23 protein-coding genes are annotated in these 24,219 nt (G+C 36.5%); 21 read left to right on the top strand and 2 right to left on the bottom strand.

From position 1 onward, the window contains the following. Nucleotides 1-369, bottom strand: a complete 369-nt coding sequence (locus A9Q68_RS02195) for a GntR family transcriptional regulator (RefSeq protein ID WP_071793022.1) — start codon at nucleotides 367-369, stop codon at nucleotides 1-3. A 172-nt stretch (nucleotides 370-541) separates the two neighbouring features. Here A9Q68_RS02195 and A9Q68_RS02200 point away from each other — a divergent pair, with 172 nt between their 5' ends. From A9Q68_RS02200 to A9Q68_RS02260, 13 genes are all read left to right on the top strand, one after another. Then, entirely contained in the window at nucleotides 542-3,652 is a 3,111-nt protein-coding gene (locus tag A9Q68_RS02200; RefSeq protein WP_071793023.1) for a DNA polymerase III subunit alpha, read from the top strand. A gap of 79 nt (nucleotides 3,653-3,731) precedes the next feature. After that, the gene (pfkA, locus tag A9Q68_RS02205) at nucleotides 3,732-4,745 is read left to right on the top strand and encodes a 6-phosphofructokinase (protein WP_071793024.1); all 1,014 of its coding nucleotides are present in this window, start codon (nucleotides 3,732-3,734) and stop codon (nucleotides 4,743-4,745) included. 73 nt (nucleotides 4,746-4,818) lie between these two features. Next, the gene (pyk, locus tag A9Q68_RS02210) at nucleotides 4,819-6,321 is read left to right on the top strand and encodes a pyruvate kinase (RefSeq protein WP_071793025.1); all 1,503 of its coding nucleotides are present in this window, start codon (nucleotides 4,819-4,821) and stop codon (nucleotides 6,319-6,321) included. 124 nt (nucleotides 6,322-6,445) lie between these two features. Beyond that, nucleotides 6,446-7,003: a signal peptidase I gene (gene lepB, locus A9Q68_RS02215; protein ID WP_071793026.1), complete on the top strand. Its 558-nt coding sequence runs from the start codon at nucleotides 6,446-6,448 to the stop codon at nucleotides 7,001-7,003. 268 nt (nucleotides 7,004-7,271) lie between these two features. Then, entirely contained in the window at nucleotides 7,272-9,086 is a 1,815-nt protein-coding gene (gene glmS, locus A9Q68_RS02220) for a glutamine--fructose-6-phosphate transaminase (isomerizing) (RefSeq protein WP_071793027.1), read from the top strand. Nucleotides 9,087-9,224: 138 nt separating this feature from the next. Next, complete coding sequence (locus A9Q68_RS02225; protein ID WP_071793028.1) at nucleotides 9,225-10,985, top strand: PTS mannitol transporter subunit IIBC; 1,761 nt, start codon at nucleotides 9,225-9,227, stop codon at nucleotides 10,983-10,985. 24 nt (nucleotides 10,986-11,009) lie between these two features. After that, nucleotides 11,010-12,962 carry a BglG family transcription antiterminator gene (locus tag A9Q68_RS02230; RefSeq protein WP_071793029.1) on the top strand — a complete coding sequence of 651 codons (1,953 nt, stop codon included), beginning with the start codon at nucleotides 11,010-11,012 and terminating at the stop codon, nucleotides 12,960-12,962. A 2-nt stretch (nucleotides 12,963-12,964) separates the two neighbouring features. Then, nucleotides 12,965-13,402, top strand: a complete 438-nt coding sequence (locus A9Q68_RS02235) for a PTS mannitol transporter subunit IIA (protein WP_071793030.1) — start codon at nucleotides 12,965-12,967, stop codon at nucleotides 13,400-13,402. Between the two features lie 29 nt (nucleotides 13,403-13,431). Continuing rightward, nucleotides 13,432-14,580: a mannitol-1-phosphate 5-dehydrogenase gene (locus A9Q68_RS02240; RefSeq protein ID WP_071793031.1), complete on the top strand. Its 1,149-nt coding sequence runs from the start codon at nucleotides 13,432-13,434 to the stop codon at nucleotides 14,578-14,580. Nucleotides 14,581-14,718: 138 nt separating this feature from the next. Further along, on the top strand, nucleotides 14,719-15,060 hold the full coding sequence (locus tag A9Q68_RS02245; protein WP_071793032.1) for a zinc ribbon domain-containing protein YjdM: 342 nt from the start codon (nucleotides 14,719-14,721) through the stop codon (nucleotides 15,058-15,060). A 99-nt stretch (nucleotides 15,061-15,159) separates the two neighbouring features. Beyond that, complete coding sequence (locus A9Q68_RS02250) at nucleotides 15,160-15,801, top strand: amino acid ABC transporter permease (RefSeq protein ID WP_071793033.1); 642 nt, start codon at nucleotides 15,160-15,162, stop codon at nucleotides 15,799-15,801. A gap of 11 nt (nucleotides 15,802-15,812) precedes the next feature. Next, nucleotides 15,813-16,442: an amino acid ABC transporter ATP-binding protein gene (locus A9Q68_RS02255; protein WP_071793034.1), complete on the top strand. Its 630-nt coding sequence runs from the start codon at nucleotides 15,813-15,815 to the stop codon at nucleotides 16,440-16,442. A 19-nt stretch (nucleotides 16,443-16,461) separates the two neighbouring features. Continuing rightward, a complete protein-coding gene (locus A9Q68_RS02260; protein ID WP_071793035.1) occupies nucleotides 16,462-17,286 on the top strand; it encodes an amino acid ABC transporter substrate-binding protein in 825 nt (274 codons plus the stop codon). A 33-nt stretch (nucleotides 17,287-17,319) separates the two neighbouring features. On the opposite strand, the gene A9Q68_RS02265 is transcribed toward A9Q68_RS02260, so the two are convergent. Continuing rightward, a complete protein-coding gene (locus A9Q68_RS02265) occupies nucleotides 17,320-18,558 on the bottom strand; it encodes a cation diffusion facilitator family transporter (RefSeq protein WP_071793036.1) in 1,239 nt (412 codons plus the stop codon). 176 nt (nucleotides 18,559-18,734) lie between these two features. On the opposite strand from A9Q68_RS02265, the gene pcrA reads away from it, so the two are divergent. The 8 genes from pcrA to A9Q68_RS02305 all read left to right on the top strand — a co-directional run bounded on the left by pcrA (nucleotide 18,735) and on the right by A9Q68_RS02305 (nucleotide 24,094). Continuing rightward, complete coding sequence (gene pcrA, locus A9Q68_RS02270; protein WP_071793037.1) at nucleotides 18,735-21,020, top strand: DNA helicase PcrA; 2,286 nt, start codon at nucleotides 18,735-18,737, stop codon at nucleotides 21,018-21,020. Nucleotides 21,021-21,338: 318 nt separating this feature from the next. Then, entirely contained in the window at nucleotides 21,339-21,584 is a 246-nt protein-coding gene (locus A9Q68_RS02275; protein WP_071793038.1) for a GlsB/YeaQ/YmgE family stress response membrane protein, read from the top strand. A gap of 118 nt (nucleotides 21,585-21,702) precedes the next feature. Continuing rightward, entirely contained in the window at nucleotides 21,703-21,948 is a 246-nt protein-coding gene (locus A9Q68_RS02280; RefSeq protein ID WP_071793039.1) for a GlsB/YeaQ/YmgE family stress response membrane protein, read from the top strand. Nucleotides 21,949-22,006: 58 nt separating this feature from the next. Next, a complete protein-coding gene (amaP, locus tag A9Q68_RS02285; RefSeq protein WP_071793040.1) occupies nucleotides 22,007-22,588 on the top strand; it encodes an alkaline shock response membrane anchor protein AmaP in 582 nt (193 codons plus the stop codon). Between the two features lie 9 nt (nucleotides 22,589-22,597). Next, nucleotides 22,598-22,783: a DUF2273 domain-containing protein gene (locus A9Q68_RS02290; protein WP_071793041.1), complete on the top strand. Its 186-nt coding sequence runs from the start codon at nucleotides 22,598-22,600 to the stop codon at nucleotides 22,781-22,783. 63 nt (nucleotides 22,784-22,846) lie between these two features. Beyond that, a complete protein-coding gene (locus A9Q68_RS02295; protein WP_071793042.1) occupies nucleotides 22,847-23,368 on the top strand; it encodes an Asp23/Gls24 family envelope stress response protein in 522 nt (173 codons plus the stop codon). 33 nt (nucleotides 23,369-23,401) lie between these two features. Beyond that, the gene (locus A9Q68_RS02300; protein WP_071793043.1) at nucleotides 23,402-23,590 is read left to right on the top strand and encodes a CsbD family protein; all 189 of its coding nucleotides are present in this window, start codon (nucleotides 23,402-23,404) and stop codon (nucleotides 23,588-23,590) included. A gap of 24 nt (nucleotides 23,591-23,614) precedes the next feature. Beyond that, nucleotides 23,615-24,094 (top strand): Asp23/Gls24 family envelope stress response protein, encoded by a 480-nt coding sequence (locus A9Q68_RS02305; protein ID WP_071793044.1) that lies wholly within the window; start codon nucleotides 23,615-23,617, stop codon nucleotides 24,092-24,094. Nucleotides 24,095-24,219: the final 125 nt, after the last annotated feature.

Here is a 24,219-nt window from a genome sequence, read left to right on the forward strand (position 1 = left end):
CTATGAATCTCCCTTTAGATATAGTTCAAGTTCTGGTAAGATTTGGTTAACAGTAAAACCCATTTTTACCATATTGGTCACGAAGGATTCAAGCTCACTACGTGATAGTTCACGACGTTTTTGGTCAATTAAGGCCTGATCTTCAGTAACAAAGCGTCCAGCGGTGCGTTGAGAATAGACGATTCCCTCTCTTTCCAATTCTGAAAAAGCGCGTTGCATGGTATTTGGATTGACACCAGCTTGCTCCGCATATTCTCGCACAGTCGGCAATTGGTCGCCAATTTTAATTTCTTGACTGACGATTTGCATCTTAATGTGCTGGGCAATCTGGATGTAGATTGGTGATTTTTCATCAAAATTCCAAGACATACCTACTCCTCTCTGAGATTGATAATTACAATCAATTGTACTACATTAATAATACAGTAAAAAGACTGGATTGTCAACAATTCAAAGATTTGAAAATTCCTAGTAGGTGATAAAAGCGAGCTCTGGTTGTAAATTTATAGTATAATAGAAGAAATCAATTTAAGGAGAAGCCATGTTTGCACAGTTAGATACAAAGACAGTTTATTCGTTTATGGATAGCTTAATTGACTTGGATAGCTATATTTTAAAAGCAAAAGAACTCGGCTATCAAAGCATCGGCATCATGGATAAAGACTCCTTATATGCTGCTTATCACTTTATTGTTAAAACACAAAAGGCAGGGCTACAACCCATTCTTGGTCTTGAAATCGATTATCTCATACAGGATCAGGCTATACCCCTTTATACTATCGCTAAGGATAATCAAGGCTATCAAAACCTCTTGAAAATATCGACGCTTAAGATGTCTGGACAGTTCAATCAAGATCATTTTCAAGATTATCTTGAAGGGGTATTGATCATTATTCCTTATTTTCCACAATTAGCTTCGCTGGAACTGGATTTTGACTACTTGATTGGTGTTTTTCCGGAGACTGAATTGCAGCAGCCGCTTGCGGTGGAGCGCTTGTTCCCTCTACAAACGGTGCGGTATTTCGATGATTCTGAACGGGAAACCCTACAGGTTCTGCATGCTATTCGGGATAATTGTACTTTGACGGAATCAGCTCTGGTAGAAGCTGGGCAATTCCTCAAGGAAAGACGGGAAATGGACCAAATTTTTGAGAGTCATTTTCCGGGCATTCTGGGTCATGTGCAATCGTTTATTGGACCGATTTCTTATCAGTTTAATCAGGATTTTAAATTGCCGCGTTTTAATCGGGACATGCCGGCGAAGGAAGAGTTGGCTCAGCGGACGCGGGAGGGCTTGCAAGAGAAGGGCTTATGGACTAATACTTATCAAGAACGATTAGCCCATGAGTTACAAGTTATTTCGGAGATGGGCTTTGATGACTATTTCTTGATTGTTTGGGACTTGTTACGTTTTGGTCGAAGCAAAGGCTACTATATGGGTATGGGTCGTGGTTCGGCTGCCGGCAGTTTGGTTGCCTATTCTTTAAACATTACGGGTATTGACCCAGTCAAAAATAATCTTCTCTTTGAACGTTTTTTGAATAAAGAACGTTACAGTATGCCTGATATTGATATTGACCTTCCGGATATTTATCGGACGGAATTTTTACATTATGTTCGTAACCGTTATGGTAGTGATCACTCGGCTCAAATTGTGACTTTTTCAACCTTTGGGGCTAAGCAGGCCATTCGAGACGTCTTTAAACGTTTTGGTGTTCCTGAATATGATATTAGTAACCTCAGTAAGAAAATTGCTTTTAAGGATACGCTTGCTAGTGTTTACGAAAAGAATATTTCTTTCCGTCAGACCATTAATAGTCGGATAGAGTATCAAAAGGCTTTTGAGATTGCCAAACGTATCGAAGGTAATCCACGGCAGACCTCTATTCATGCGGCCGGTATCGTGATGAGTGATAACCTGTTGACTGACCATATTCCTTTGAAGGAAGGTGTGGAAATGATGGTTACCCAATACGATGCGCCAGCAGTTGAAGCCAATGGTTTATTGAAGATGGACTTCCTTGGTTTGCGTAACTTAACCTTTGTGCAAAAGATGAAGGAGAAGGTAGCTAAAGATTTTGGTCAGGACATTGTCATAGAGGCTATTAATCTTGAGGATAAGGAAACCTTGGAACTATTTGCTCGAGGCGATACAAAGGGGATTTTTCAGTTTGAACAAAGCGGTGCTATCAGTCTTTTGAAACGCATCAAACCTGTTCGTTTTGAAGAAATTGTCGCTACAACCAGTTTGAACAGGCCAGGGGCTAGTGACTACACTAGTAATTTTATCAAGCGACGGAATGGGCAAGAAAAAGTGGATTTAATCGATCCGGCAATTGCTCCTATTCTTGAGCCAACTTATGGCATCATGCTCTATCAGGAACAGGTTATGCAGATTGCCCAAGTCTTCGCAGGCTTTAGTCTAGGCAAGGCCGACCTTTTAAGGCGTGCTATGTCCAAAAAGAACCTAGTAGAAATGCGAAAAATGGAAGCTGATTTCATGGCGGGGGCGCGTGATCTTGGTCGTTCGGAAGAGACGGCTAAGTTGCTCTTTAATCGGATGGAGAAGTTTGCTGGTTATGGCTTTAACCGCAGTCACGCTTTTGCCTATTCGGCACTGGCTTTTCAGCTGGCTTATTTCAAGGTTCATTACCCTTCGGTTTTCTTTGATATCATGATGAATTACTCCAATAGTGATTACATTAGTGATGCTTTGGATTCGGATTTTAAGGTGGTTCCTTTGTCAATCAATACCATTCCCTATCTGGATAAGATTGATAAGAATACTATTTTCATGGGGCTAAGGAATCTTAAGGCTGTTCCTCGTGATATGGCTTATTGGATCATTGAAAATCGCCCTTTTAAGAGTATTGAATCTTTCTTGATGGCCCTGCCAATTAAGTATCAGAAGAAGGAGTTGATTGAGCCTTTGGTGGCTATTGGCCTTTTTGATACTTTTGAGAAGAACCGTAAAAAAGTCATGACTAATATTGATGGCCTCTTGCTCTTTGTTGCTGAGTTAGGTTCCTTGTTCGCTGATTCTTTTTTCAATTGGGTGGATAGTGATGACTATTCTAATACAGAGAAGTATCAACTAGAGGAGTCCTATATTGGGATTGGCTTGAGTCCTCATCCTCTTTTGGAAATCGCTGAGCGGACTAGGGAGCCTTTCATACCGATTTCGAAATTGGTCAAAGAAACCAATGCGACCCTTTTGGTCCAGATTGAAAAAGTTCGGATCATTAGGACCAAGTCCAATGGTCAACAGATGGCTTTCTTGACGGTGACTGATACCAAATCCAAAATCGAGGTTACTGTATTCCCTGAAACTTTCTTGCAGTTCCAAGCTCTCTTAGCAGAAGGTCAGTTAATTTTTATAAGTGGTAAGGTTAATGAGCGCGACAATCGTTTACAAGTGATTGCCCAAAAACTTTGGAAAGCAAGTAGTAAACAATACTGGATTTTAGTTGCTAATCACGACAATGATAAGGAGATTGCGGAGATTTTAGCGGCTTATCCGGGGGACTATCCAGTCATGATTCACTATCAAGATTCTAAGGAAACGCTTCAAATTAGTCAGATTTTTGTGGATGCTAGTCAAGAACTGGCAAATGCTTTAAAATCAAGGGTTATGAAAACGGTTTTTCGATAAATTTAGCCCAATTGTGAAGAATTTTGCTATGAAATATGCTATAATTAAAACGTTAAATTAATTAAAGGAGTACCAAAAAATGAAACGTATTGCTGTTTTATCAAGTGGTGGTGACGCCCCTGGTATGAACGCTGCTATTCGTGCAGTTGTTCGTAAAGCAATCTCAGAAGGAATGGAAGTCTATGGGGTTAACCATGGTTATGCTGGATTAGTAGCTGGCGATATCTTCCCAATCTCTTCAAGAGATGTTGGCGATAAAATTTCTCGTGGAGGAACTTTCCTATACTCAGCTCGCTATCCTGAATTTGCTAAATTAGAAGGTCAACTAGCTGGTATTGAACAACTTAAGAAAAATGGAATTGAAGGAGTTGTCGTTATTGGTGGTGACGGTTCATATCATGGCGCTATGCGCTTAACTGAACACGGCTTCCCAGCAGTCGGCATTCCTGGTACTATCGATAACGATATCGCTGGAACTGATTTTACAATTGGTTTTGATACTGCTGTCAATACAGCCGTAGATGCTATCGATAAACTTCGTGATACTTCATCAAGTCATGGTCGTACTTTTGTTGTCGAAGTTATGGGTCGTAATGCTGGAGATATCGCTCTTTGGGCAGGTATTTCAAGTGGTGCCGATCAAATTATCGTTCCAGAAGAAGAGTTCGATATCAATGTTGTAGCTGAAACTATCGAAAATGACTTTAAGAAACAAGGTAAGAGCCACCATATCATCGTCCTTGCAGAAGGTGTGATGAGCGGTTTGGAATTTGCTGAAAAACTTAAAGAAGCTGGTGATATGAGTGACCTTCGTGTTACAAACCTTGGTCATATTCTTCGTGGTGGATCACCAACTGCTCGTGACCGTGTCTTAGCATCTCGTCTAGGTGCACATGCTGTTGAACTTCTTAAAGAAGGTCGTGGCGGTCTTGCTGTAGGTATCCATAATGAAGATATTGTTGAAAGTCCAATTTTAGGTACTGCCGAAGAAAATGCATTGTTTAGTCTTTCAGAGGATGGCAAAATTATTGTCAATAATCCTCACAAAGCACGTCTTGACTTTGCTAAACTAAATCGTTCACTATCAAGATAATCTTATCTGAGAGTTATCGTTTCTATTGTTAAACGTCGATAATCGACAGAAAAATAAGGAGTTTCATATAAATATGAGTAAACGCGTAAAAATTGTTGCAACACTTGGTCCTGCGGTTGAAATCCGTGGCGGAAAAAAATATGGTGAAGATGGTTACTGGGCTGGTCAACTTGATGTTGAAGCTTCAGCAAAAAAAATCGCTGAATTAATTGAAGCTGGTGCTAATGTTTTCCGTTTCAATTTCTCACATGGTGACCATGAGGAACAAGGTGCTCGTATGGCAACTGTTCGTCGTGCTGAAGAAATGGCTCGTAAACGAGTTGGTTTCCTTTTAGACACTAAAGGTCCAGAAATGCGTACTGAATTATTTGCCGATGATGCAAAAGAATACAGCTATGTAACTGGTGAAGAAATCCGTGTTGCTACTGAACAAGGTATTCAATCAACACGCGACGTTATTGCTTTGAGCGTTGCTGGTAACTTAGATATCTATGATGAAGTTGAAGTTGGTCATACTATTCTTATTGACGATGGTAAACTTGGTCTTAAAGTTATTGAAAAAGATATTGCAACTCGCCAATTCATTGTAACAGTTGAAAACGACGGTATCATTGCTAAACAAAAAGGTGTTAATATTCCTAACACTAAAATTCCTTTCCCAGCTTTAGCTGAGCGTGACAATGCTGATATTCGTTTTGGTTTAGAACAAGGCTTGAACTTTATCGCTATCTCATTTGTCCGTACTGCAAAAGATGTTGAAGAAGTTCGTGACATCTGTCGTGAAACTGGTAACGAACATGTTCAATTGTTTGCTAAAATTGAAAACCAACAAGGTATCGATAACCTTGATGAAATCATTGCAGCAGCAGATGGTATCATGATTGCTCGTGGCGACATGGGTATTGAAGTACCATTTGAAATGGTTCCAGTTTTCCAAAAAATGATCATTACTAAAGTTAACGCTGCGGGTAAAGCAGTTATTACTGCGACTAACATGCTTGAAACAATGACTGAAAAACCTCGTGCAACTCGTTCTGAAGTTTCTGATGTCTTTAATGCTGTTATTGATGGTACAGATGCTACAATGCTTTCTGGTGAATCAGCTAACGGTAAATACCCAGTTGAATCAGTTCGCACTATGGCAACAATTGATAAAAATGCCCAAACTCTTCTTAATGAGTATGGCCGTTTAGATTCATCAAAACTGTCACGTGATAACAAAACAGATGTTGTTGCATCTGCAGTAACTGATGCGACACATTCAATGGACATTAAATTAATTGTCACAATCACTGAAACTGGTAGTACAGCGCGTGCTATTTCTAAATTCCGTCCAGACGCAGACATTTTAGCTGTTACCTTTGATGAAAAAGTTCAAAGAGCTTTAATGATTAACTGGGGCGTAACTCCAATTGTAGCTGCTAAACCATCTTCAACAGATGATATGTTCGAAATTGCAGAAAAATTAGCTCTTGAATCAGGTATGGTTAAATCAGGCGATAACATTATTATCGTTGCTGGTGTGCCTGTTGGTTCTGGTGGAACTAACACAATGCGTATTCGTACAGTTAAATAATAATATGATTTGAGCCACAAGATTGCTTGTGGCTTTTTTATTCAGAGAATTCAGATTCTTTAAAGTTCTAACCTTTTGTTATTTCTTAGAAAATGTTATAATGATAACAAGGTAAGGAGTATATATGGTCAAAAGAGATTTTATACGCAATATTATCATTGCCTTAATTGTTATTGTCATTGCAATACTTTTAAGAATCTTTGTTTTCTCTACGATTGAAATTAACAAAGACTCAGCCAATTCATATTTGAAAGCTGGTGACTTAGTTACAATCAAACGTAATATAAAGCCACAATATAAAGATTTTGTGGTCTACGAGGTTGATGATAAGGAGTTTGTCAGCCGCGTCATTGCTACAGGTGGTCAGTCTGCAACCTACATGGATGACATTTTTTATTTAAATAATGGTATTGAAGATCAAAATTATATTGAAAAATTGAAAAACGATTATTTATCAACGTCGCCAATGGGTAGTCTTTTTACAGAAGATTTTAATATTTCGACGATCTCAAAAGGAAATAACACTGTCATTCCAGAAGGAAAGTTTTTACTCCTGAATGACAATCGTCAAAATCAAGCTGATTCGCGAGAATTTGGTTTGATTGATCGCAAACAAATTAAGGGTGTTGTTACCTTTAGAGTGTTACCACTAGATGACTTTGGTTTTATTGAAGTTGAATAAGCTAAACTTTGTTTTTTGAGGAAACTTTCTAAGGACGGTTCTCTGCGAGCCGATTATCCTTTAATGTCATGTATAATATCATAAAAAAAGCTAGGATGAGTATCCTAGCTTTTTTTTATTTTTCAAATTAGACTATACCAATATAATGTTTGACAAGGAAAAGTCATTAGTTTATACTGGAAACATAGAGTTTTGATTTGAATAATCAGACTATACCAATTTTATTTGAAAAAGAAAGTAGTAAGTTATCTTACTTAGGTATTTATTTATGTGTGGAATCGTAGGCGTTGTAGGTAATCGTAATGCTACAGATATTTTAATGCAAGGATTAGAAAAACTTGAATATCGTGGTTATGACTCAGCTGGTATTTTTGTTGCTAATGGTGATAAATCTAGTTTAGTTAAATCAGTTGGTCGCATTGCAGACTTACGAGCTAAAATCGGTATTGATGTTGCTGGTAGCACAGGTATTGGTCATACACGTTGGGCAACACATGGTCAAGCGACAGTTGAAAATGCTCATCCTCATACATCAGCAACAGAACGTTTTGTACTTGTTCACAATGGGGTTATTGAAAACTATGTTCAAATGAAAGAAGAGTATTTGGCTGGTCATACATTTAAAGGTCAAACAGATACTGAAATTGCTGTCCATTTAATTGGAAAATTTGTTGAAGAAGATAATCTATCAGTTCTTGAAGCCTTCAAAAAATCTCTTTCTATCATCGAAGGTTCATATGCATTTGCCTTAATCGATACTGAAGATGTAGACACTATTTATGTTGCTAAAAATAAATCACCATTATTAATTGGTTTAGGTGAAGGTTACAACATGGTATGTTCTGATGCCATGGCTATGATTCGTGAAACAAGTAAATTTATGGAAATCCATGATAAAGAACTGGTTATCTTGACGAAAGATGCGGTTAAAGTTCTTGATTATGAAGGAAATGAAGTTGAACGCGGATCATACACTGCTGAACTTGATTTATCTGACATTGGTAAAGGAACTTATCCTTTCTACATGTTAAAAGAAATTGATGAGCAACCAACAGTTATGCGTAAATTGATCTCAACTTACGCTACAGAAGATGGTAAGATGAACATCGATCCAGCTATTGTCAAATCAGTACAAGAAGCTGATCGTATTTATATTCTTGCTGCTGGAACATCTTACAATGCTGGTTTTGCTTCAAAATCAATGATTGAACAATTAACTGATACACCGGTAGAACTAGGTGTTGCTTCAGAATGGGGTTATAACATGCCATTGCTAAGCAAAAAACCAATGTTCATTCTTTTAAGTCAATCAGGTGAAACTGCAGATAGCCGTCAAGTATTAGTTAAAGCTAACCAAATGGGTATTCCAAGTTTAACAGTTACCAACGTACCTGGTTCAACTTTATCTCGTGAAGCTACTTATACAATGCTTTTACACGCTGGACCTGAGATTGCAGTAGCATCAACTAAAGCCTACACAGCACAAGTAGCTGCGCTTGCTTTCTTATCAAAAGCTGTCGGTGAAGCAAATGGTAAAAAAGAAGCTCTAGAATTTGATCTTGTTCATGAATTGTCATTAGTGGCTCAATCTATTGAAGCAACATTGTCAGAAAAAGACTTGATTGCATCAAAAGTTGAAAACCTATTAGCAACTACTCGTAATGCCTTCTACATTGGTCGTGGTAATGATTACTATGTGGCTATGGAAGCTTCACTTAAATTAAAAGAAATTTCTTATATCCAATGTGAAGGTTTCGCTGCTGGTGAATTAAAACACGGAACAATTTCATTGATTGAAGATAAAACACCAGTTATTGGTTTGATTTCTTCAAGTGAACTTGTTTCAGCTCATACTCGTGGAAATATCCAAGAAGTAGCAGCTCGTGGAGCAAGTGTTTTAACAGTTGTTGAAGAAGGACTTGAACGTGAAGGTGATGACATTGTTGTTAACAAAGTACACCCTTACTTAGCAACTATTGGTATGGTTATTCCAACACAATTAATTGCCTACTTTGCATCATTACAACGTGGACTTGATGTTGATAAACCTCGTAACTTAGCAAAAGCGGTAACTGTTGAATAATTTTAATCAAGCTAGGACTGATGTTCTAGCTTTTTTTGACATTTTTATTTTTGTCACAAGACTTGTGCCAAAGTTTGAGTTTTCCTGATAACCCTTACATGATAATATTAAAATGTAAATAAATTAGGAGGCGTTCTGATGGAACAAAAATCTTCACTTAAAGTCAAAATCCAAAAATTAGGTACTTCCCTATCTAATATGGTAATGCCCAATATTGGTGCATTTATTGCTTGGGGTGTCTTAACAGCACTCTTTATCCCAACTGGTTGGATGCCAAATAAAGAATTTGGTGCAGCCGTTGGTCCAATGATTACCTATTTATTACCATTATTAATTGGTTATACTGGTGGTTACGTTGTTCACGGTCAACGTGGAGCAGTCGTAGGGGCTATTGCAACTTTTGGTGCCATTGCAGGTTCTACAGTACCAATGTTTATTGGTGCTATGACAATGGGTCCCTTAGGTGGATGGGTTATCAAAAAATTTGATGAAACCTTCCAAGAAAAAATCCGTCCTGGTTTTGAAATGTTGGTCAACAACTTTTCAGCAGGTTTAATCGGTTTTGCCCTTCTATTATTAGCTTTCAAAATTGTTGGACCGTTCGTTGCTATCTTTACAACAGCAGTTGGTCACGGTGTTCAAGCTATTATCGATATGAAATTATTGCCATTGGCAAATATCCTTATCGAGCCAGCTAAAATTTTATTCTTAAACAATGCCCTTAACCATGGTATCTTTACACCACTAGGAGCAGAACAAGTTGCAAATACTGGTAAATCAATTCTCTTCTTACTTGAAGCAAACCCTGGCCCAGGTCTTGGTATCTTATTAGCTTACCTTGTATTTGGTAAAGGCGCAGCGAAATCATCTTCTTGGGGTGCTTTAATCATTCATTTCTTTGGCGGGATCCATGAAATTTACTTCCCATATGTGATGATGAAGCCAGCTTTATTCTTAGCTGTTATCGGTGGTGGTGTGACAGGTACATTTACTAACCAATTATTGGGTTCAGGTCTTGGAGGGCCAGCATCACCAGGTTCAATTCTTGCTATCATGAGTATGGTTCCTAAAGGTGGTTCTTACATTGCAGTATTATCAGGTGTCTTCTCTGCAGCCCTTGTTTCTTTCTTAATCGCATCAGTTATTCTTAAAGCTGACAAATCAGAAGATGACGAAAGTGCCTTATTAGAAGCGCAAGCAGCAACTAAAGCGGCAAAAGCAGAAGCAAAAGGCCAAACACTAGCTCCTTCATCAGAATTTGTTAGTGATGATATCCAACAAATTATCTTTGCTTGCGACGCAGGTATGGGTTCTTCAGCAATGGGAGCTTCAATCCTTCGTGATAAAGTGAAAAAAGCAGGTCTTAACATTCCAGTAACAAATAAAGCAATCTCTAACTTAACAGATGTTACAAATACTTTAATCGTTACCCAACAAGAACTTGCTCCACGCGCAGCGCAAAAAACGCCACGTGCAGCTCATGTTTCAGTTGATAATTTCTTAGCAACTCCTAAATATGATGACATCGTAGCCCAACTTGCAAAAAAGCCTAGTGCTGAACTTGCAGCTTCTGTAGCTCAAGATTCAGCTAAAGAAGAAGCAGTTGATCTCGATTTCATTGACGAAGTCGTTTTCGCTTATGATCAAGCAAAAGGTTCTGCAACAATGGGGCAAGCAACCTTACAAGAAATATTTAAAGCTAAAAATATTGGGATTCCAGTATCAAAATCTGAAAATACAAAACTTGCAGCTTTTAATTCTAAAAATATTTTACTTGTTACAACTATTAACAACCAAGCTCAAGCACAACACTATGCACCAAATGCTCAAATTCTTGTTGTCGATAGTTTAGTGACAAGTCCTGAATATGATAAAATGGTTGAAAGAATGCATAAATAATAGAGATTGGTGTATAATTAATATATGCTACTAACCAAAAGAGAAGAACAATTAATGAAAGCTTTCCTAAATTATGGAAGGCTTTCAATTGATAATATGGGAGATATTCTTAAGGTATCAAGAAGAACTGTTTACCGTGTCTTAAATGATTTAACTAAGAGTTTAAATACCATATCTATCGATATTGTAAAAGATGAACAAAAGTATTATTTAACTGGTGATTTGTTCCAATTACAATCTTTCACCAGTCAGGAAAGTTTTAGTCGTAATGAGCGTTTAAATTTGATTACTTATCAATTATTGATAAATGATGAAGAAATTACAAACGACTATTTACAAGATTTATTAGCCGTTTCAAATGTCACTGTTATTCAAGATATTGCTCAAATTGAAAAAAGGTTAGCCGACTTTAACATTGTTTTGCAGCGTCAAAGGGGCTACAAATTGGGCACCATACCAATGTCAAAAAGACGGCTTTTAGCTATTTTACTTTGTAACAGTATCAGTTTGTCGGATTACTATCACTTACGATTTGGTCACTTTGACGTGATTTCGACAGAAAAAGTTAAAATCGCAAGACGTATTTTTCAACAATACCAAGCGGAATTGCCGGAAATGGATTCAAAACTAAGTCAGTTTTTTGTCACACTTCTAGCTTTAAGTAATTGGGACACGGTTAACCAGGATAAACACCAGGTTTCAAAACTTGCTTTAGATTTTTCAAAGAAAGTATTTGGTAATCTATCAAAAGAGTTACAGATTTTTTATCCTCTACAAGAAATTGTCTATTATGCTCAAATACTTGATCAATTAGTTTTAAAACGTCAAGAAACACCATTGTTCCAAGAAAATTTTGATTCTGAGTTTTTCTACAATGTGACCAATTTGATTGATAAAGTAGCTCTATATACCAAAATCAATTTTACCAAGGATCAAAAACTTTTTAAATTTCTTTTCAATCATATTCGCCTAAACTTAGCTGTTCCGACTATCTTTGCAGATACCAATATTGCTGATTTGGCCCATCAGGCCTTGAATCATAGTGATTACCTTCATAGGGTTATCAAACTCTTAGTGATGGAAATTTTTCCTCAGTATTTAAGAACAGAAAATGAATTAGAATTGATTACGCTTCACTTTGCTTCCAGCTTAAGAAGGAGCCCTCAAATCTATCCTATTCGCCTTTTATTGCTAACGGATGAACGGCCTTTGGCAACTGAGTTACTCATTACAAGGCTAAAAAACATTGCACCTTTTATTGAAAGTATTGATACGAAAGGTACCAATAATATTGAAGCTAACGATTTTGACTATTTCGATGCTGTCTTGTCAACCAAATTATTGGTGGACCAACGCATTCGATTAGTGTCTAGTTTCCCTAGTCCAAATGAATTATTGGAGTTAGAAGCTTTCTTTAATCACATTCAAGTTAGTCGTGATTTTAAACCAAGGAAGGACCTACTTAACAGTCATTCTCTAAACCTAAAAGATTACTTTGATGCGAGTCAGGTTATTCTCGAAGCTTTTCGTTTGACTTATATTTATAATGAAACGACTTTTGATTTGACCATTAAGCAAATCATGGCGTCTTTGGAAAATGTTAAAGATAATGACTATTTAACTAAAAAAGTAACGGCCCGTTTTCATGAGAGTCCCATGGCTATCCCGGAAACGAATTTGGCTTTAATTCATACCCAGTCAAGTCATGTGACCTCGTCGACTTTCTTGATTTTTGAATTGGACAAGCCAGTCATAGCTAAGTCGATGAATGGACAAGATGAGACTGTTAAACGGATTTTAGTCATGCTGACGCGACTCAATGAAAGTGAAGAGATTAGAGATTTAATGACTGCCATAAGTCAATCTATCATTGAAAATCACCTTTATACGGAAATTTACCGTAAAGGTAATTATGATATTATCTATCAATTGCTCAATCAAATTTTTACCGAAAAAATTAAGAAACTGGAGAATTAAAAATGGAATTCCAACAAGAATTAATCAAACTCGATCAGAATTTCCATAGTTACGAAGCTGCTATTCGTTACTGTGGTCAATTACTCTATGACAACGGTTATGTTGAAGAAGACTATATCCAAGCTATGGTAGACCGCAATGAGGAGCTCTCTGTTTATATGGGCAACTTTATTGCCATTCCTCATGGAACAGATGCTGCTAAAGAAAAGGTTAAAAAATCAGGCTTAGCTGTTGTTCAAGTCCCAGACGGTGTTAACTTCGGTACAGAAGAAAATCCACAAATTGCGACCGTTTTATTCGGTATTGCTGGTATTGGAGATGAACACTTACAATTAATTCAAAAAATCTCTATTTTCTGCGCAGATGTTGATAATGTTGTAAAATTAGCTGATGCTAAAAGTGTTGAAGAAGTTGTTAGATTATTGAATTCAGTCGACTAAAACGGAATTTTTCTGAAGGAGTAGTAATAATGAAAAAAGCAGTACATTTTGGAGCAGGTAATATTGGTCGTGGTTTTATTGGAGAAATCCTAGCAGCAAATGATTTTTCTATTCAGTTTGTTGATGTTAATGAAGCTATTATCAATGCCTTAAATGAAAGACATTCTTATGAAATTGAAATTGCTGAAGACGGTAAACGTCATGTTGCAGTTTCTAATGTCTCTGGTATTAATAATCGTCTTAATTCAGAAGCAGTTGTAGAAGCTATAGCTCAAGCTGATATCATCACAACAGCTATTGGGCCAAATATCTTACCCTTTATTGCTGAATTAATTGCCAAAGGGATTATGCAACGTCGTCAATTAGGTGTGACTCAAGCAGTAGATGTATTGGCTTGTGAAAATATGATTGGTGGCTCACAATTTTTATTGGAAGAAGTGAGTAAATATCTTTCTGAAGAAGATTTAGCATATCTTGATACTTATGTTGGATTCCCTAATGCAGCCGTTGATAGAATTGTTCCAGCTCAAAGTCATGAGGATCCTCTCTTTGTTGTGGTTGAGCCTTTCAATGAGTGGGTTGTTGAAACTAGTCGTATGAAAAATCCAGGCTTGAGACTTGAAGGTATTCATTACGAAGCTGATTTAGAGCCTTTCATCGAACGTAAATTATTCTCAGTCAACTCTGGACATGCTACCTCAGCTTATACAGGCGCACACGCAGGGGCTAAAACAATCTTAGAAGCTCTGCAATTGCCAGAGGTAAAGGAACAATTAGAAGCTGTTTTGGCAGAAATCCGTTCCTTACTGGTTGCAAAATGGAACTTTGACCTTACTGAATTAGAGGCTTACCATCAGGTCATCATCAGTCGTTTTGAAAATCCATATATTGTTGATGATGTGGTTCGGGTTGCTAGAACGCCGATTCGTAAACTTGGTTTTGATGAGCGCTTTATTCGCCCAATTCGCGAGTTGAAAGAACGTGGCCTTGCTTATGATAATCTCCTTAAAACAGTGGCTTACGTCTTTAAGTATAAGGATGCTCAAGATGAGCAAAGTAATCAATTACAAATGATGCTTTCTGAGAATAATCTTGAAAAAGTCGTTGCTGATGTGACATCACTTGATGATCAGGACTTAATTCAAGAAATTGTTGATAGTATTAACGCATTAAATTAGGCAGTCATACCCCTCTCATAGCAATATGAAGGGGTTTTTAAATATTTATGGATTTGAGAACGCATTCATCTTGTCAAATAGGTATTTCTAAAGTAGAATAGTAAAAACACATTTTATTGAATAAAAAGGAGGATATCCATGTCCCTACCAAATTGTTTACAATGTCAATCTGAATACGTCTATGAAGATGGCCTGATGCTTATTTGTCCTATGTGTGGTTTCGAATGGGCTGCAGATCAGACTGAAAGTCTGCAAGAAGAAGACGGGTTAAAAGTTCTAGATAGTAACGGTACACAACTAGCAGATGGTGATACTGTAACTGTTATAAAAGACCTTAAAGTAAAAGGTGCACCTAAAGATATCAAACAAGGTACACGGGTTAAAAATATTCGCTTAATAGAGGGTGACCATAATATTGATTGTAAGATTGATGGTTTCGGCGCTATGAAGCTGAAATCTGAATTTGTTAAAAAATTATAATCAATTTCAATCAATTTCTTGTATTTTTATTCAAATTTCTCCCAAAAATTCAGATAATTTGATATAATGAGAACAACTATTTTCACAATTGGAGCTTACATGTCTTATATTTTACAAGTCCTGCCCAGTCTTTTAGATGGTGCCAAAGTGACTTTACAAGTTTTTTTCATTGTTATTTTATTATCCATCCCCTTGGGTATGGTTATAGCCTTTCTGATGAAAGTCCCTTTTAAACCCTTACAGTGGTTATTAACCATTTATGTCTGGATTATGCGGGGAACACCTTTACTCTTGCAATTAATCTTTTTCTATTATGTCTTACCAAGTGTTGGAGTAACCTTTGATCGGATGCCAGCAGCTATTCTGGCCTTTACCATGAATTACGCAGCTTACTTTGCTGAAATTTTCCGTGGTGGTATTGAAGCTATTCCTAAAGGGCAATATGAAGCAGCAAAAGTTTTGAAGCTAACACATCTTCAAACCATCCGACATATCATTGTACCTCAAGTCTTCAAAATTGTTTTACCAAGTGTCTTCAATGAAGTCATTAATTTGGTTAAAGATTCCTCTTTAGTTTATGTTCTTGGTGTAGGGGATCTCTTGTTAGCGAGTAAGACAGCAGCCAATCGAGATGCAAGTTTAGCACCAATGTTTATTGCAGGGATTATCTATTTACTATTAATTGGATTGGTCACCATTCTATCTCGCCATGTTGAAAAGAAATTTAATTATTATAAATAAGGAGGCCATAGATGTTAGAACTTAAAAATATTTCCAAACAATTTGGCCATAAACAGATTTTCGACAAGTTTTCCTTATCGGTTTCAGATGGTCAAATTCTTTCATTAGTTGGCCCTTCAGGCGGTGGGAAGACAACTTTATTAAGAATGCTAGCAGGTCTTGAATCAATAGATTCAGGTGAAATTATTTATAATGGTGAAACAGTACCAATTAATCACTTGGAAAATCGAAATCTCTTGGGCTTTGTCTTTCAGGACTTTCAACTTTTTCCACATTTGACTGTCTTAGATAATCTAATATTGTCACCTACAATCACAATGGGGCTGAGCAAAGAAGCAGCTAAGAAAAAAGCAGAAGACTTGTTAACACGTTTAGGTCTCAAAGACCATTTACATGCTTATCCTTATTCCTTATCAGGTGGTCAAAAACAACGTGTTTCTCTTGCAAGAGCTATGATGATTGATCCACAGATTATTGGATATGATGAACCGACGTCGGCGCTTGATCCAGAGTTAAGAGATGAAGTTGCCAAACTGATTTTACAGAACCGTGATATGGGCATTACTCAAATCGTCGTAACCCATGATATGACTTTCGCTCAATCCATCTCAGATCAGATTATTACTGTTAATCCCAAATAGAATAAATTGGAGAAAAAGTATGAAAAAATTCTTAATGACACTATCAACACTAACTTTAGCTTTCCTTTTAGTTGCCTGCGGCAATAGCCAAGCTAACAAAGGCGATTCATGGGAGACTTACAAGAAAGAAAAGACCATTACGCTTGGTTTCGACAATACCTTTGTCCCAATGGGTTTTAAAGATAAAGATGGCAAAAACACAGGGTTCGATGTTGAATTAGCTAAAGCTGTTTTCGCTGAATATGGGATTAAAGTTAAATTCCAACCAATCAACTGGGACTTGAAAGAAACAGAATTAAAAAATGGCAAAATTGATATGATTTGGAACGGCTATTCTGTAACCAAAGAACGTCAAGCAAAAGTGGCATTTTCAAATCCCTATATGAAAAATGAACAAGTCTTAGTTTCAAAAAAATCAGAGGATATTAAGTCATTTGCTGATATGAAGGACAAAGTTCTTGGTGCTCAATCAGGTTCATCTGGCTATGATGCTTTTACTAAGAATCCAAAAGTCTTAAAAGATATTGTTAAAGATAAAGATGCGACGCAATATGAAACCTTTACACAAGCCTTTATTGACCTTAAGAATGATCGTATTGATGGCCTTTTAATTGATAAAGTTTATGCTAACTACTATCTAAAACAAGAAGGTGAATTAGCTAATTATAACATCACTAAGAGTGAATACTCAGGTGAGGACTTCGCTGTTGGCGTCCGCAAAGAAGATAAAACGCTTATCAAGAATATTAATAAATCCTTCAAAAAACTCTATAAAGATGGTAAATTCCAAGAAATTTCAAACAAATGGTTTGGAGAAGATGTAGCTACTGATCAAGTCAAATAAGTTATTAAAAAGCAAGTTCGAGATGAACTTGCTTTATTTCTTTGTAATTTTATAGCGATTTATTTTGAGAGGACTGGTCTGTTTTGAAGTGACTTGGTGGAAAATCAGATACCAAACTTCGTTGCGACGCCAGATGCTGGTATGTATTTTGCCATCTAGTTGATAGGAGATGAGCTTTGTTTTTTGGCTGATAGACTGAAGCTGGAAATCATCAAAGTTACAAGGGTAAAAGTTAGGATTTTCAATTAATTCTTGACGGTTAAGTTCTTGACCATTTTCTTTAATAAGGGTAAAGTCTTCTGCAATGAAATCTTGAAAATCTGGTACTTTGGATAAGATGATTTTCTCGTTTTTAAAGAGTTTTTTGGTAACATTATCAATCTGTTCGTCTTCTGGAATTAAACCGGGCTCCACATGAATATCAATATCGTAGACTGAGAATTTTTCACTGAGAAGTCGTTCAACTTCCTCAGTAATAGCATGACTTTCGTAGACGGACAGGTCGGGATTCATCTCTAGAACAATATCAAGGTATACGTTACTCCCGTAGGTTCGGCCCCGTTGTGACTTAACAGCTGAAATTTTCGGGATTTGGAGGATAGCTTCTTCGTATTTTTTAAGGTGTTTGTTATCAAAACCATCAGATAAACTGAAGGCGCTGGACATGAAAATATCATAAGCTGTTTTTAGAATGAAAAATGTAATAATAATGGCAGCAATTCGGTCAATAATGGGAAGATGAAGTGATGCTGCTAAAACAGCAACCGAAGTACCGATTGAAGTAACTGCGTCGGATAAATTATCTTTTGAAGCAGCAACTAATGCGCTAGAACGAACTTTTTTTGATAACTGTTTATTGTAGGCATAAACCCCAAACATTATGATGGCTGAAATGACACCAACAATGGCACCTAATGGGTCAACCGGATTTTGCTTACCAGCAATGATATTTTGAATGGTTTGAATCAGTACTTGAAATCCAACAATAAACATAATGAAGGAAGTAATCAAGGAGGATAAATCCTCGAACTTCCAATGTCCGAAACGGTGATTAGCATCTGCGGGTTGACTAGCAAGTTGTAGTCCAATTAAAAGAGCTACATTTCCAACAATATCAGATAAGTTATTAAAACCATCGGCGACCAGAGAATTTGAATTAAGCACATAACCACTGACTAACTTGGCAATACTTATCAGTAAGTAGGCTATAATACTTATTATTGGTCCTCTTTTGGCGAGTTTTAAATTACTAATAGGATTTAATTCTGACATGGTTACTCCTTTGTATTCAATGCAACTATTATATCATATTAATGACCATACCAGTCTTGATTGCGATTTCAATAATATAGGAGAAACTTACTTTCATTGACTTGGTCATTTTTCATTTTAGTCAGAAAATGATATAATTTTATAGTTAATTGATGGATAGATTTTAAGGAGATAAGATGAATCCTTTATTAAATGGAATGAATGACAAACAAGCGGAAGCAGTTCAAACGACAGAAGGTCCGCTTTTAATTATGGCCGGCGCAGGCTCAGGTAAAACTAGGGTTTTGACCCATCGGATTGCCTACTTAATCGATGAAAAATTTGTTAACCCTTGGAATATTTTAGCCATAACCTTTACCAACAAAGCGGCGCGTGAAATGCGTGAAAGGGCTTTGAACTTGAACCCAGCCACACAAGATACCTTGATTGCCACCTTTCACTCCATGTGTGTTCGGATTTTAAGACGAGAAGCTGATCATATTGGTTATAATCGAAATTTCACCATTGTTGATCCAGGGGAACAAAGAACTCTGATGAAGCGGATTTTAAAGACATTGAATTTGGATCCTAAAAAGTGGAATGAACGCTCTATTTTAGGTACCATTTCCAATGCAAAAAATGATTTATTGGATGAAGTTGCTTATCAGGCTCAAGCAAATGATATGTATCAACAAATTGTCGCTCGCTGCTATAAACTTTATCAAGAAGAACTGAGACGAAGTGAAGCTTTCGACTTTGATGATTTGATCATGCAGACACTGAGACTTTTTGATAAGAATCCAGATGTCTTGGCTTACTACCAACAACGCTACCAGTACATCCACGTCGATGAGTATCAAGATACTAACCATGCTCAATATCAATTGGTGAAATTGCTAGCCTCACGATTCAAGAACATCTGTGTTGTTGGGGATGCAGACCAGTCTATCTATGGTTGGCGTGGCGCTGACATGCAGAATATACTTGACTTTGAAAAAGACTATCCTCAGGCGAAAGTGGTCCTCTTAGAAGAAAATTATCGGTCAACAAAAACGATTCTAAAAGCAGCCAACGATGTGATTAAAAATAATCGTAATCGGATTGATAAAAAGCTTTGGACCCAAAATAACGACGGTGAACAAATTGTCTATTATCGCGCAAATGATGAACGAGATGAAGCAGTATTCATCGCATCAACAGTGTCTAATATGTGTTTGGAACTTGGAAAGAGTTTTAAAGATTTTGCTGTTTTATATCGTACCAATGCACAATCACGTACAATAGAAGAAGCTTTCCTAAAATCGAATATTCCGTACACAATGGTCGGCGGAACTAAGTTCTATAGTCGTAAAGAGATTAGAGATTTAATTTCTTATTTAAATATTGTTGCCAATCCTGCTGACAATATTTCATTTGAACGAATTGTTAATGAACCTAAGCGAGGCGTTGGCCCAGGGACTTTGGAAAAATTGCGACAATTTGCCTATGATAACCAATTATCCTTATTAGAAGCAGCAAGTAATCTCTTTTTATCGCCATTAAAAGGAAAAGCGGCGCAGTCTATAATGGATTTTGCCACTCTCCTTAGTGATTTACGGTCGCGGTTGGATCACTTAACAATAACGGAATTATCTGAAGAAATACTAGAGAGATCTGGTTATTTGGATGCTTTAAGAATTCAAAACACATTAGAAAGTCAAGCTCGGATTGAGAATATTGAAGAGTTTCTTTCAGTAACGAAAAACTTTGATGATTCTGCCAAGGCTGAGACAGATGAAAATGGTCTCGATAAATTAGGACGCTTTTTAAACGATTTAGCCTTAATTGCTGATACGGATGATTCAGATACTGAGGTTGCTGAAGTGACCCTGATGACTCTTCACGCAGCTAAGGGACTTGAGTTTCCAATAGTATTCTTAATTGGTATGGAAGAAGGCGTTTTCCCATTATCACGTGCTTTAGATGAACAAAGTGAACTGGAAGAGGAAAGACGCTTAGCATATGTTGGTATCACCAGAGCAGAGGAAATCCTTTTCCTAACCAATGCTAGCACTCGGACTCTGTATGGTAAAACCAATTATAATCAGCCGACCCGATTCCTTAGAGAAATATCTGATGATCTTCTTGCCTATCAAGGCTTAGCTCGCCCAGCCAATACTTCATTCGGCGTTAAGATGAGCCAACAAAATCAAAGGCAGTTCGGGCAGGGAATGAGTTTGTCACAAGCTATTCAATCTCGCAAATCACAAGCTCAACCAAGAAGTCCTCAGAGAATCACTGACAATGATTTACCTTTTTCTAACAAAAAGACAAGCAATAACCAAGAGTGGGAAATAGGTGATATTGCCCGTCATAAAAAATGGGGCGATGGGACTGTTTTAGAGGTTAGTGGAAGCGGAACTTCAACTGAGCTGAAAATTAAATTTCCAGAAATTGGACTCAAAAAATTATTAGCCAGTGTTGCTCCGATAGAAAAAATTTAATAATTTATTTTAGCTGTAAAGCCCAATCTAATAGGCTTTATGGCTTTTTTGTTTTTTAATTTCAATTTTTTTTAAAAAAATGATACTTTTTTCTTGCATCTCAGATTTAGTATTGTATAATAACAATATAAATAAAAAAACGAGTGGTCACTTCCAAAAAACCTTTATTTAATATATGGTTAGTGATGATGATTGATATTTAAATAAGGTTTATAGATATGAATGACACTCCGATTTTATTTAAGGTTGTCACTTTGGAAAAAGTGAAAACATTTAGACAAAATTGCAAGTGCAGGAGCACTAGAATAGGAGAAAATTATGGGACTTATATGGACATTAATTGTCGGCGGCATTATCGGCCTAGTTGCAGGAGCTCTTACAAAACGTGGTGGCTCAATGGGTTGGATTGCTAATATTTTAGCAGGTATTATCGGCTCATGGGTTGGTCAATCCTTATTAGGAGCTTGGGGTCCTTCCCTAGCAGGTATGGCATTGATTCCATCAATTATTGGTGCAGTCATTGTTGTAGTAGTTGTATCATTTGCTTTAAGCAAAATGAACTAGGATAGTCATTTCCTTAAAAGACTATTGAATGTAATGAAATCATTTAGCTAATAACAAGAAGTTTTAAAAGTTAATAAGATTTCACCTATTAATTAAAGAAAAAAACGAGGTATTTATTTTGGCACTTATTTGGACATTAATCGTCGGTGGTATTATCGGTTTAATCGCAGGAGCAATTACAAAACATGGTGGCTCAATGGGCTGGATTGCTAATATTTTAGCAGGTATCATTGGTTCATGGGTTGGTCAATCATTACTAGGAGCTTGGGGTCCTTCCCTAGCAGGTATGGCTTTGATTCCATCAATCATTGGTGCAGTCATTGTAGTTGTCGTTGTATCATTTGTTTTAAGTAAATTGAATTAAGATAAGGTCACATTAAGCTAAGTATTATCATTCAGTGATCAACTAGAAAGAGGTAGGTATGGCAAAAATATTGAAAATCTTTTATAGTTTATTTGGCCTTATCCTCCTATCCATCTTTATTATGGTAATGGGAGTGACCCAAGGTTACCTAAAAATGCCCCCTAAATATAACTGGATTGGCTGGGACTTAGATAAAGTTCCTGGCTTCCTAAATCCAGGTTTGTATTATTATTTTTACTGGGCAGCAGTACTACTAGCATTATTAACGATAATTGGTATTCTAGTAGTCATCTTTTATCCAAGATCTTACACAGAAGTACGTTTGAAGAAGAAAAATGGAAGTTTATTACTTAAAAAATCTGCCATTGAATCTTATGTAGCTACTGCTATTAAAAATGCAGGACTGATGAGTAAGCCTAACGTATCGGCAACTCTATATAAACGTAAATTCAAAATTGACGTTACTGGACGTTTAGATTCACGCGTTGCAGTTAGTGATCAAGTTCGTGGCATTAAAGAAGGTATTGATACTGGTTTCAAAGAATTCTTTGGCATTGATAAGCCTGTTAACTTTAAGGTCTTTGTTAAAGACATCTCGCAAGTTGAGACCAAACATGGAAAAGCCAGACGTGTAGAATAGGAGGTCAAAATGGTATTTTTTGAAAAGAATAAGTATGCCATAATTGGTGGATTAGTAGGGTTAATTTTAGCCATCTTACTAATGACCATTGGCTTCTTTAAAACATTACTCGCACTCATCTTTGTTATCCTAGGTGTTTGTGCAGGTATTTTTCTTAAACAGACTGGTATTATTGATCAATTCATTGACCGTTAAACATAAAGAATGAGATATTATTTTGAAAATTAACATTTACATTTTAGAAGAGGAGAAATGATTATGACTGACACATTTATTAAAAACACAGAATTAAACAATAGCCCAAGTATCCGTGGACAATTAACTTATGATAATAAAGTTATTGAAAAAATTGTTGGACTTGCTGTTAATAATATTGATGGTTTATTAGCTATCAATGGTGGCTATTTATCAAACATCAAAAACAAATTAGTTAATACCAATTCAGTTCGTGATGGTGTTTCCGTTGAAGTTGGTAAAAAACAAGTAGCAGTCGATTTAGATATTATCGCTGAATATCAAAAACATGTTCCAACCATTTTTGATGAAATTAAAGCCATTGTTGAATCAGAAGTTAAGAAAATGACTGATTTAGATGTTATCGAAGTTAACTGTAATGTTGTTGATATTAAGACTAAAGAACAACATGAGGCTGACAAAGTGACTCTTCAAGATAAGGTTACAGATGCAGCGCATGCAACAAGTGAATTTACAAGTAAACAAGTTGGTAATGTTAAATCTACAGTAAATGACAATGTACAGACAGAACCACGCGTAAAATGATATAATAGACAAAAAAATTAGGAGGGCATTTAAATGTCACAAGAAAAATTTGAGTCAAAAATCGAGCAAGCAAAAGGTACTGTTAAAGAAACTGCTGGTAAAGCAACTGGCGATAAATCCTTAGAAACTGAAGGGAAATTAAATAAAATTTCTGGAAAAGTAAAGGAATTAAAGGCTGATGCTAAAGATACAGCTGAAGGTGTATCAAAAAGTCTAAAATAAAAGGATGTTTGGGAGGAATTAAAAATGACAGCTAATGAAATCAAAACGAATTTGACATATAACGACAAGGTAATTGAAAAAATTGTCGGACATGCTCTTGAAGAAGTTGATGGGCTCTTAGCAGTCAGCGGAGGCTTCTTCTCAAATCTCAAAAAAAATGTAGTCAATAGCAATTCTGTAAGGGATGGTGTTTCTGTAGAAGTTGGTTCAGAAGAAGTTGCAGTTGATTTGGATGTTGTCGTTGAGTACGGTAAAGACATTCCTCAAATTTCTGATAAAATCAAAGAAATTGTTGCTAAAAATGTTGAAGAAATGACACATTTAAAAGTTGTTGAACTAAATACTAACGTGGTTGACATTCGAACAAAAGAAGAACAAGAAGCCGCTGAGGTTACCGTCCAAGACCGAGTTTCAAAAGCAGCAAGTAAAAGTTCTGAATTCGTCAGTTCAAAAACACAAGATCTAAAATCATCTTCAGTCAATGAGGCTAATCAAACTTATTAAAAACTAGCCCTTTTAGAATCAAATAGTTGGGAAAAGAGAGAACTGGTTGAAGGACCAGTTCTCCTTTATGTATCCCTAGAGACGGAGCTATTGAAATCTTTCGAGAAATGTGATTTAATTAGACT

Source organism: Streptococcus bovimastitidis (genome assembly GCF_001885095.1).
In the GTDB taxonomy this organism is placed as follows: Bacteria; Bacillota; Bacilli; order Lactobacillales; family Streptococcaceae; genus Streptococcus; species Streptococcus bovimastitidis.

Bases quoted from the DNA above. Each gene is read 5' to 3' on its own strand.
- pfkA (WP_071793024.1), top strand. From the start codon at position 3,732: ATGAAACGTATTGCTGTTTTATCAAGTGGTGGTGACGCCCCTGGTATG.
- A9Q68_RS02240 (WP_071793031.1), top strand. From the start codon at position 13,432: ATGAAAAAAGCAGTACATTTTGGAGCAGGTAATATTGGTCGTGGTTTT.
- A9Q68_RS02260 (WP_071793035.1), top strand. From the start codon at position 16,462: ATGAAAAAATTCTTAATGACACTATCAACACTAACTTTAGCTTTCCTT.
- pyk (WP_071793025.1), top strand. From the start codon at position 4,819: ATGAGTAAACGCGTAAAAATTGTTGCAACACTTGGTCCTGCGGTTGAA.
- A9Q68_RS02255 (WP_071793034.1), top strand. From the start codon at position 15,813: ATGTTAGAACTTAAAAATATTTCCAAACAATTTGGCCATAAACAGATT.
- A9Q68_RS02250 (WP_071793033.1), top strand. From the start codon at position 15,160: ATGTCTTATATTTTACAAGTCCTGCCCAGTCTTTTAGATGGTGCCAAA.
- amaP (WP_071793040.1), top strand. From the start codon at position 22,007: ATGGCAAAAATATTGAAAATCTTTTATAGTTTATTTGGCCTTATCCTC.
- A9Q68_RS02235 (WP_071793030.1), top strand. From the start codon at position 12,965: ATGGAATTCCAACAAGAATTAATCAAACTCGATCAGAATTTCCATAGT.
- pcrA (WP_071793037.1), top strand. From the start codon at position 18,735: ATGAATCCTTTATTAAATGGAATGAATGACAAACAAGCGGAAGCAGTT.
- A9Q68_RS02265 (WP_071793036.1), bottom strand. From the start codon at position 18,558: ATGTCAGAATTAAATCCTATTAGTAATTTAAAACTCGCCAAAAGAGGA.
- glmS (WP_071793027.1), top strand. From the start codon at position 7,272: ATGTGTGGAATCGTAGGCGTTGTAGGTAATCGTAATGCTACAGATATT.
- lepB (WP_071793026.1), top strand. From the start codon at position 6,446: ATGGTCAAAAGAGATTTTATACGCAATATTATCATTGCCTTAATTGTT.
- A9Q68_RS02225 (WP_071793028.1), top strand. From the start codon at position 9,225: ATGGAACAAAAATCTTCACTTAAAGTCAAAATCCAAAAATTAGGTACT.
- A9Q68_RS02300 (WP_071793043.1), top strand. From the start codon at position 23,402: ATGTCACAAGAAAAATTTGAGTCAAAAATCGAGCAAGCAAAAGGTACT.
- A9Q68_RS02200 (WP_071793023.1), top strand. From the start codon at position 542: ATGTTTGCACAGTTAGATACAAAGACAGTTTATTCGTTTATGGATAGC.
- A9Q68_RS02305 (WP_071793044.1), top strand. From the start codon at position 23,615: ATGACAGCTAATGAAATCAAAACGAATTTGACATATAACGACAAGGTA.
- A9Q68_RS02245 (WP_071793032.1), top strand. From the start codon at position 14,719: ATGTCCCTACCAAATTGTTTACAATGTCAATCTGAATACGTCTATGAA.
- A9Q68_RS02230 (WP_071793029.1), top strand. From the start codon at position 11,010: ATGCTACTAACCAAAAGAGAAGAACAATTAATGAAAGCTTTCCTAAAT.
- A9Q68_RS02295 (WP_071793042.1), top strand. From the start codon at position 22,847: ATGACTGACACATTTATTAAAAACACAGAATTAAACAATAGCCCAAGT.
- A9Q68_RS02290 (WP_071793041.1), top strand. From the start codon at position 22,598: ATGGTATTTTTTGAAAAGAATAAGTATGCCATAATTGGTGGATTAGTA.
- A9Q68_RS02275 (WP_071793038.1), top strand. From the start codon at position 21,339: ATGGGACTTATATGGACATTAATTGTCGGCGGCATTATCGGCCTAGTT.
- A9Q68_RS02195 (WP_071793022.1), bottom strand. From the start codon at position 369: ATGTCTTGGAATTTTGATGAAAAATCACCAATCTACATCCAGATTGCC.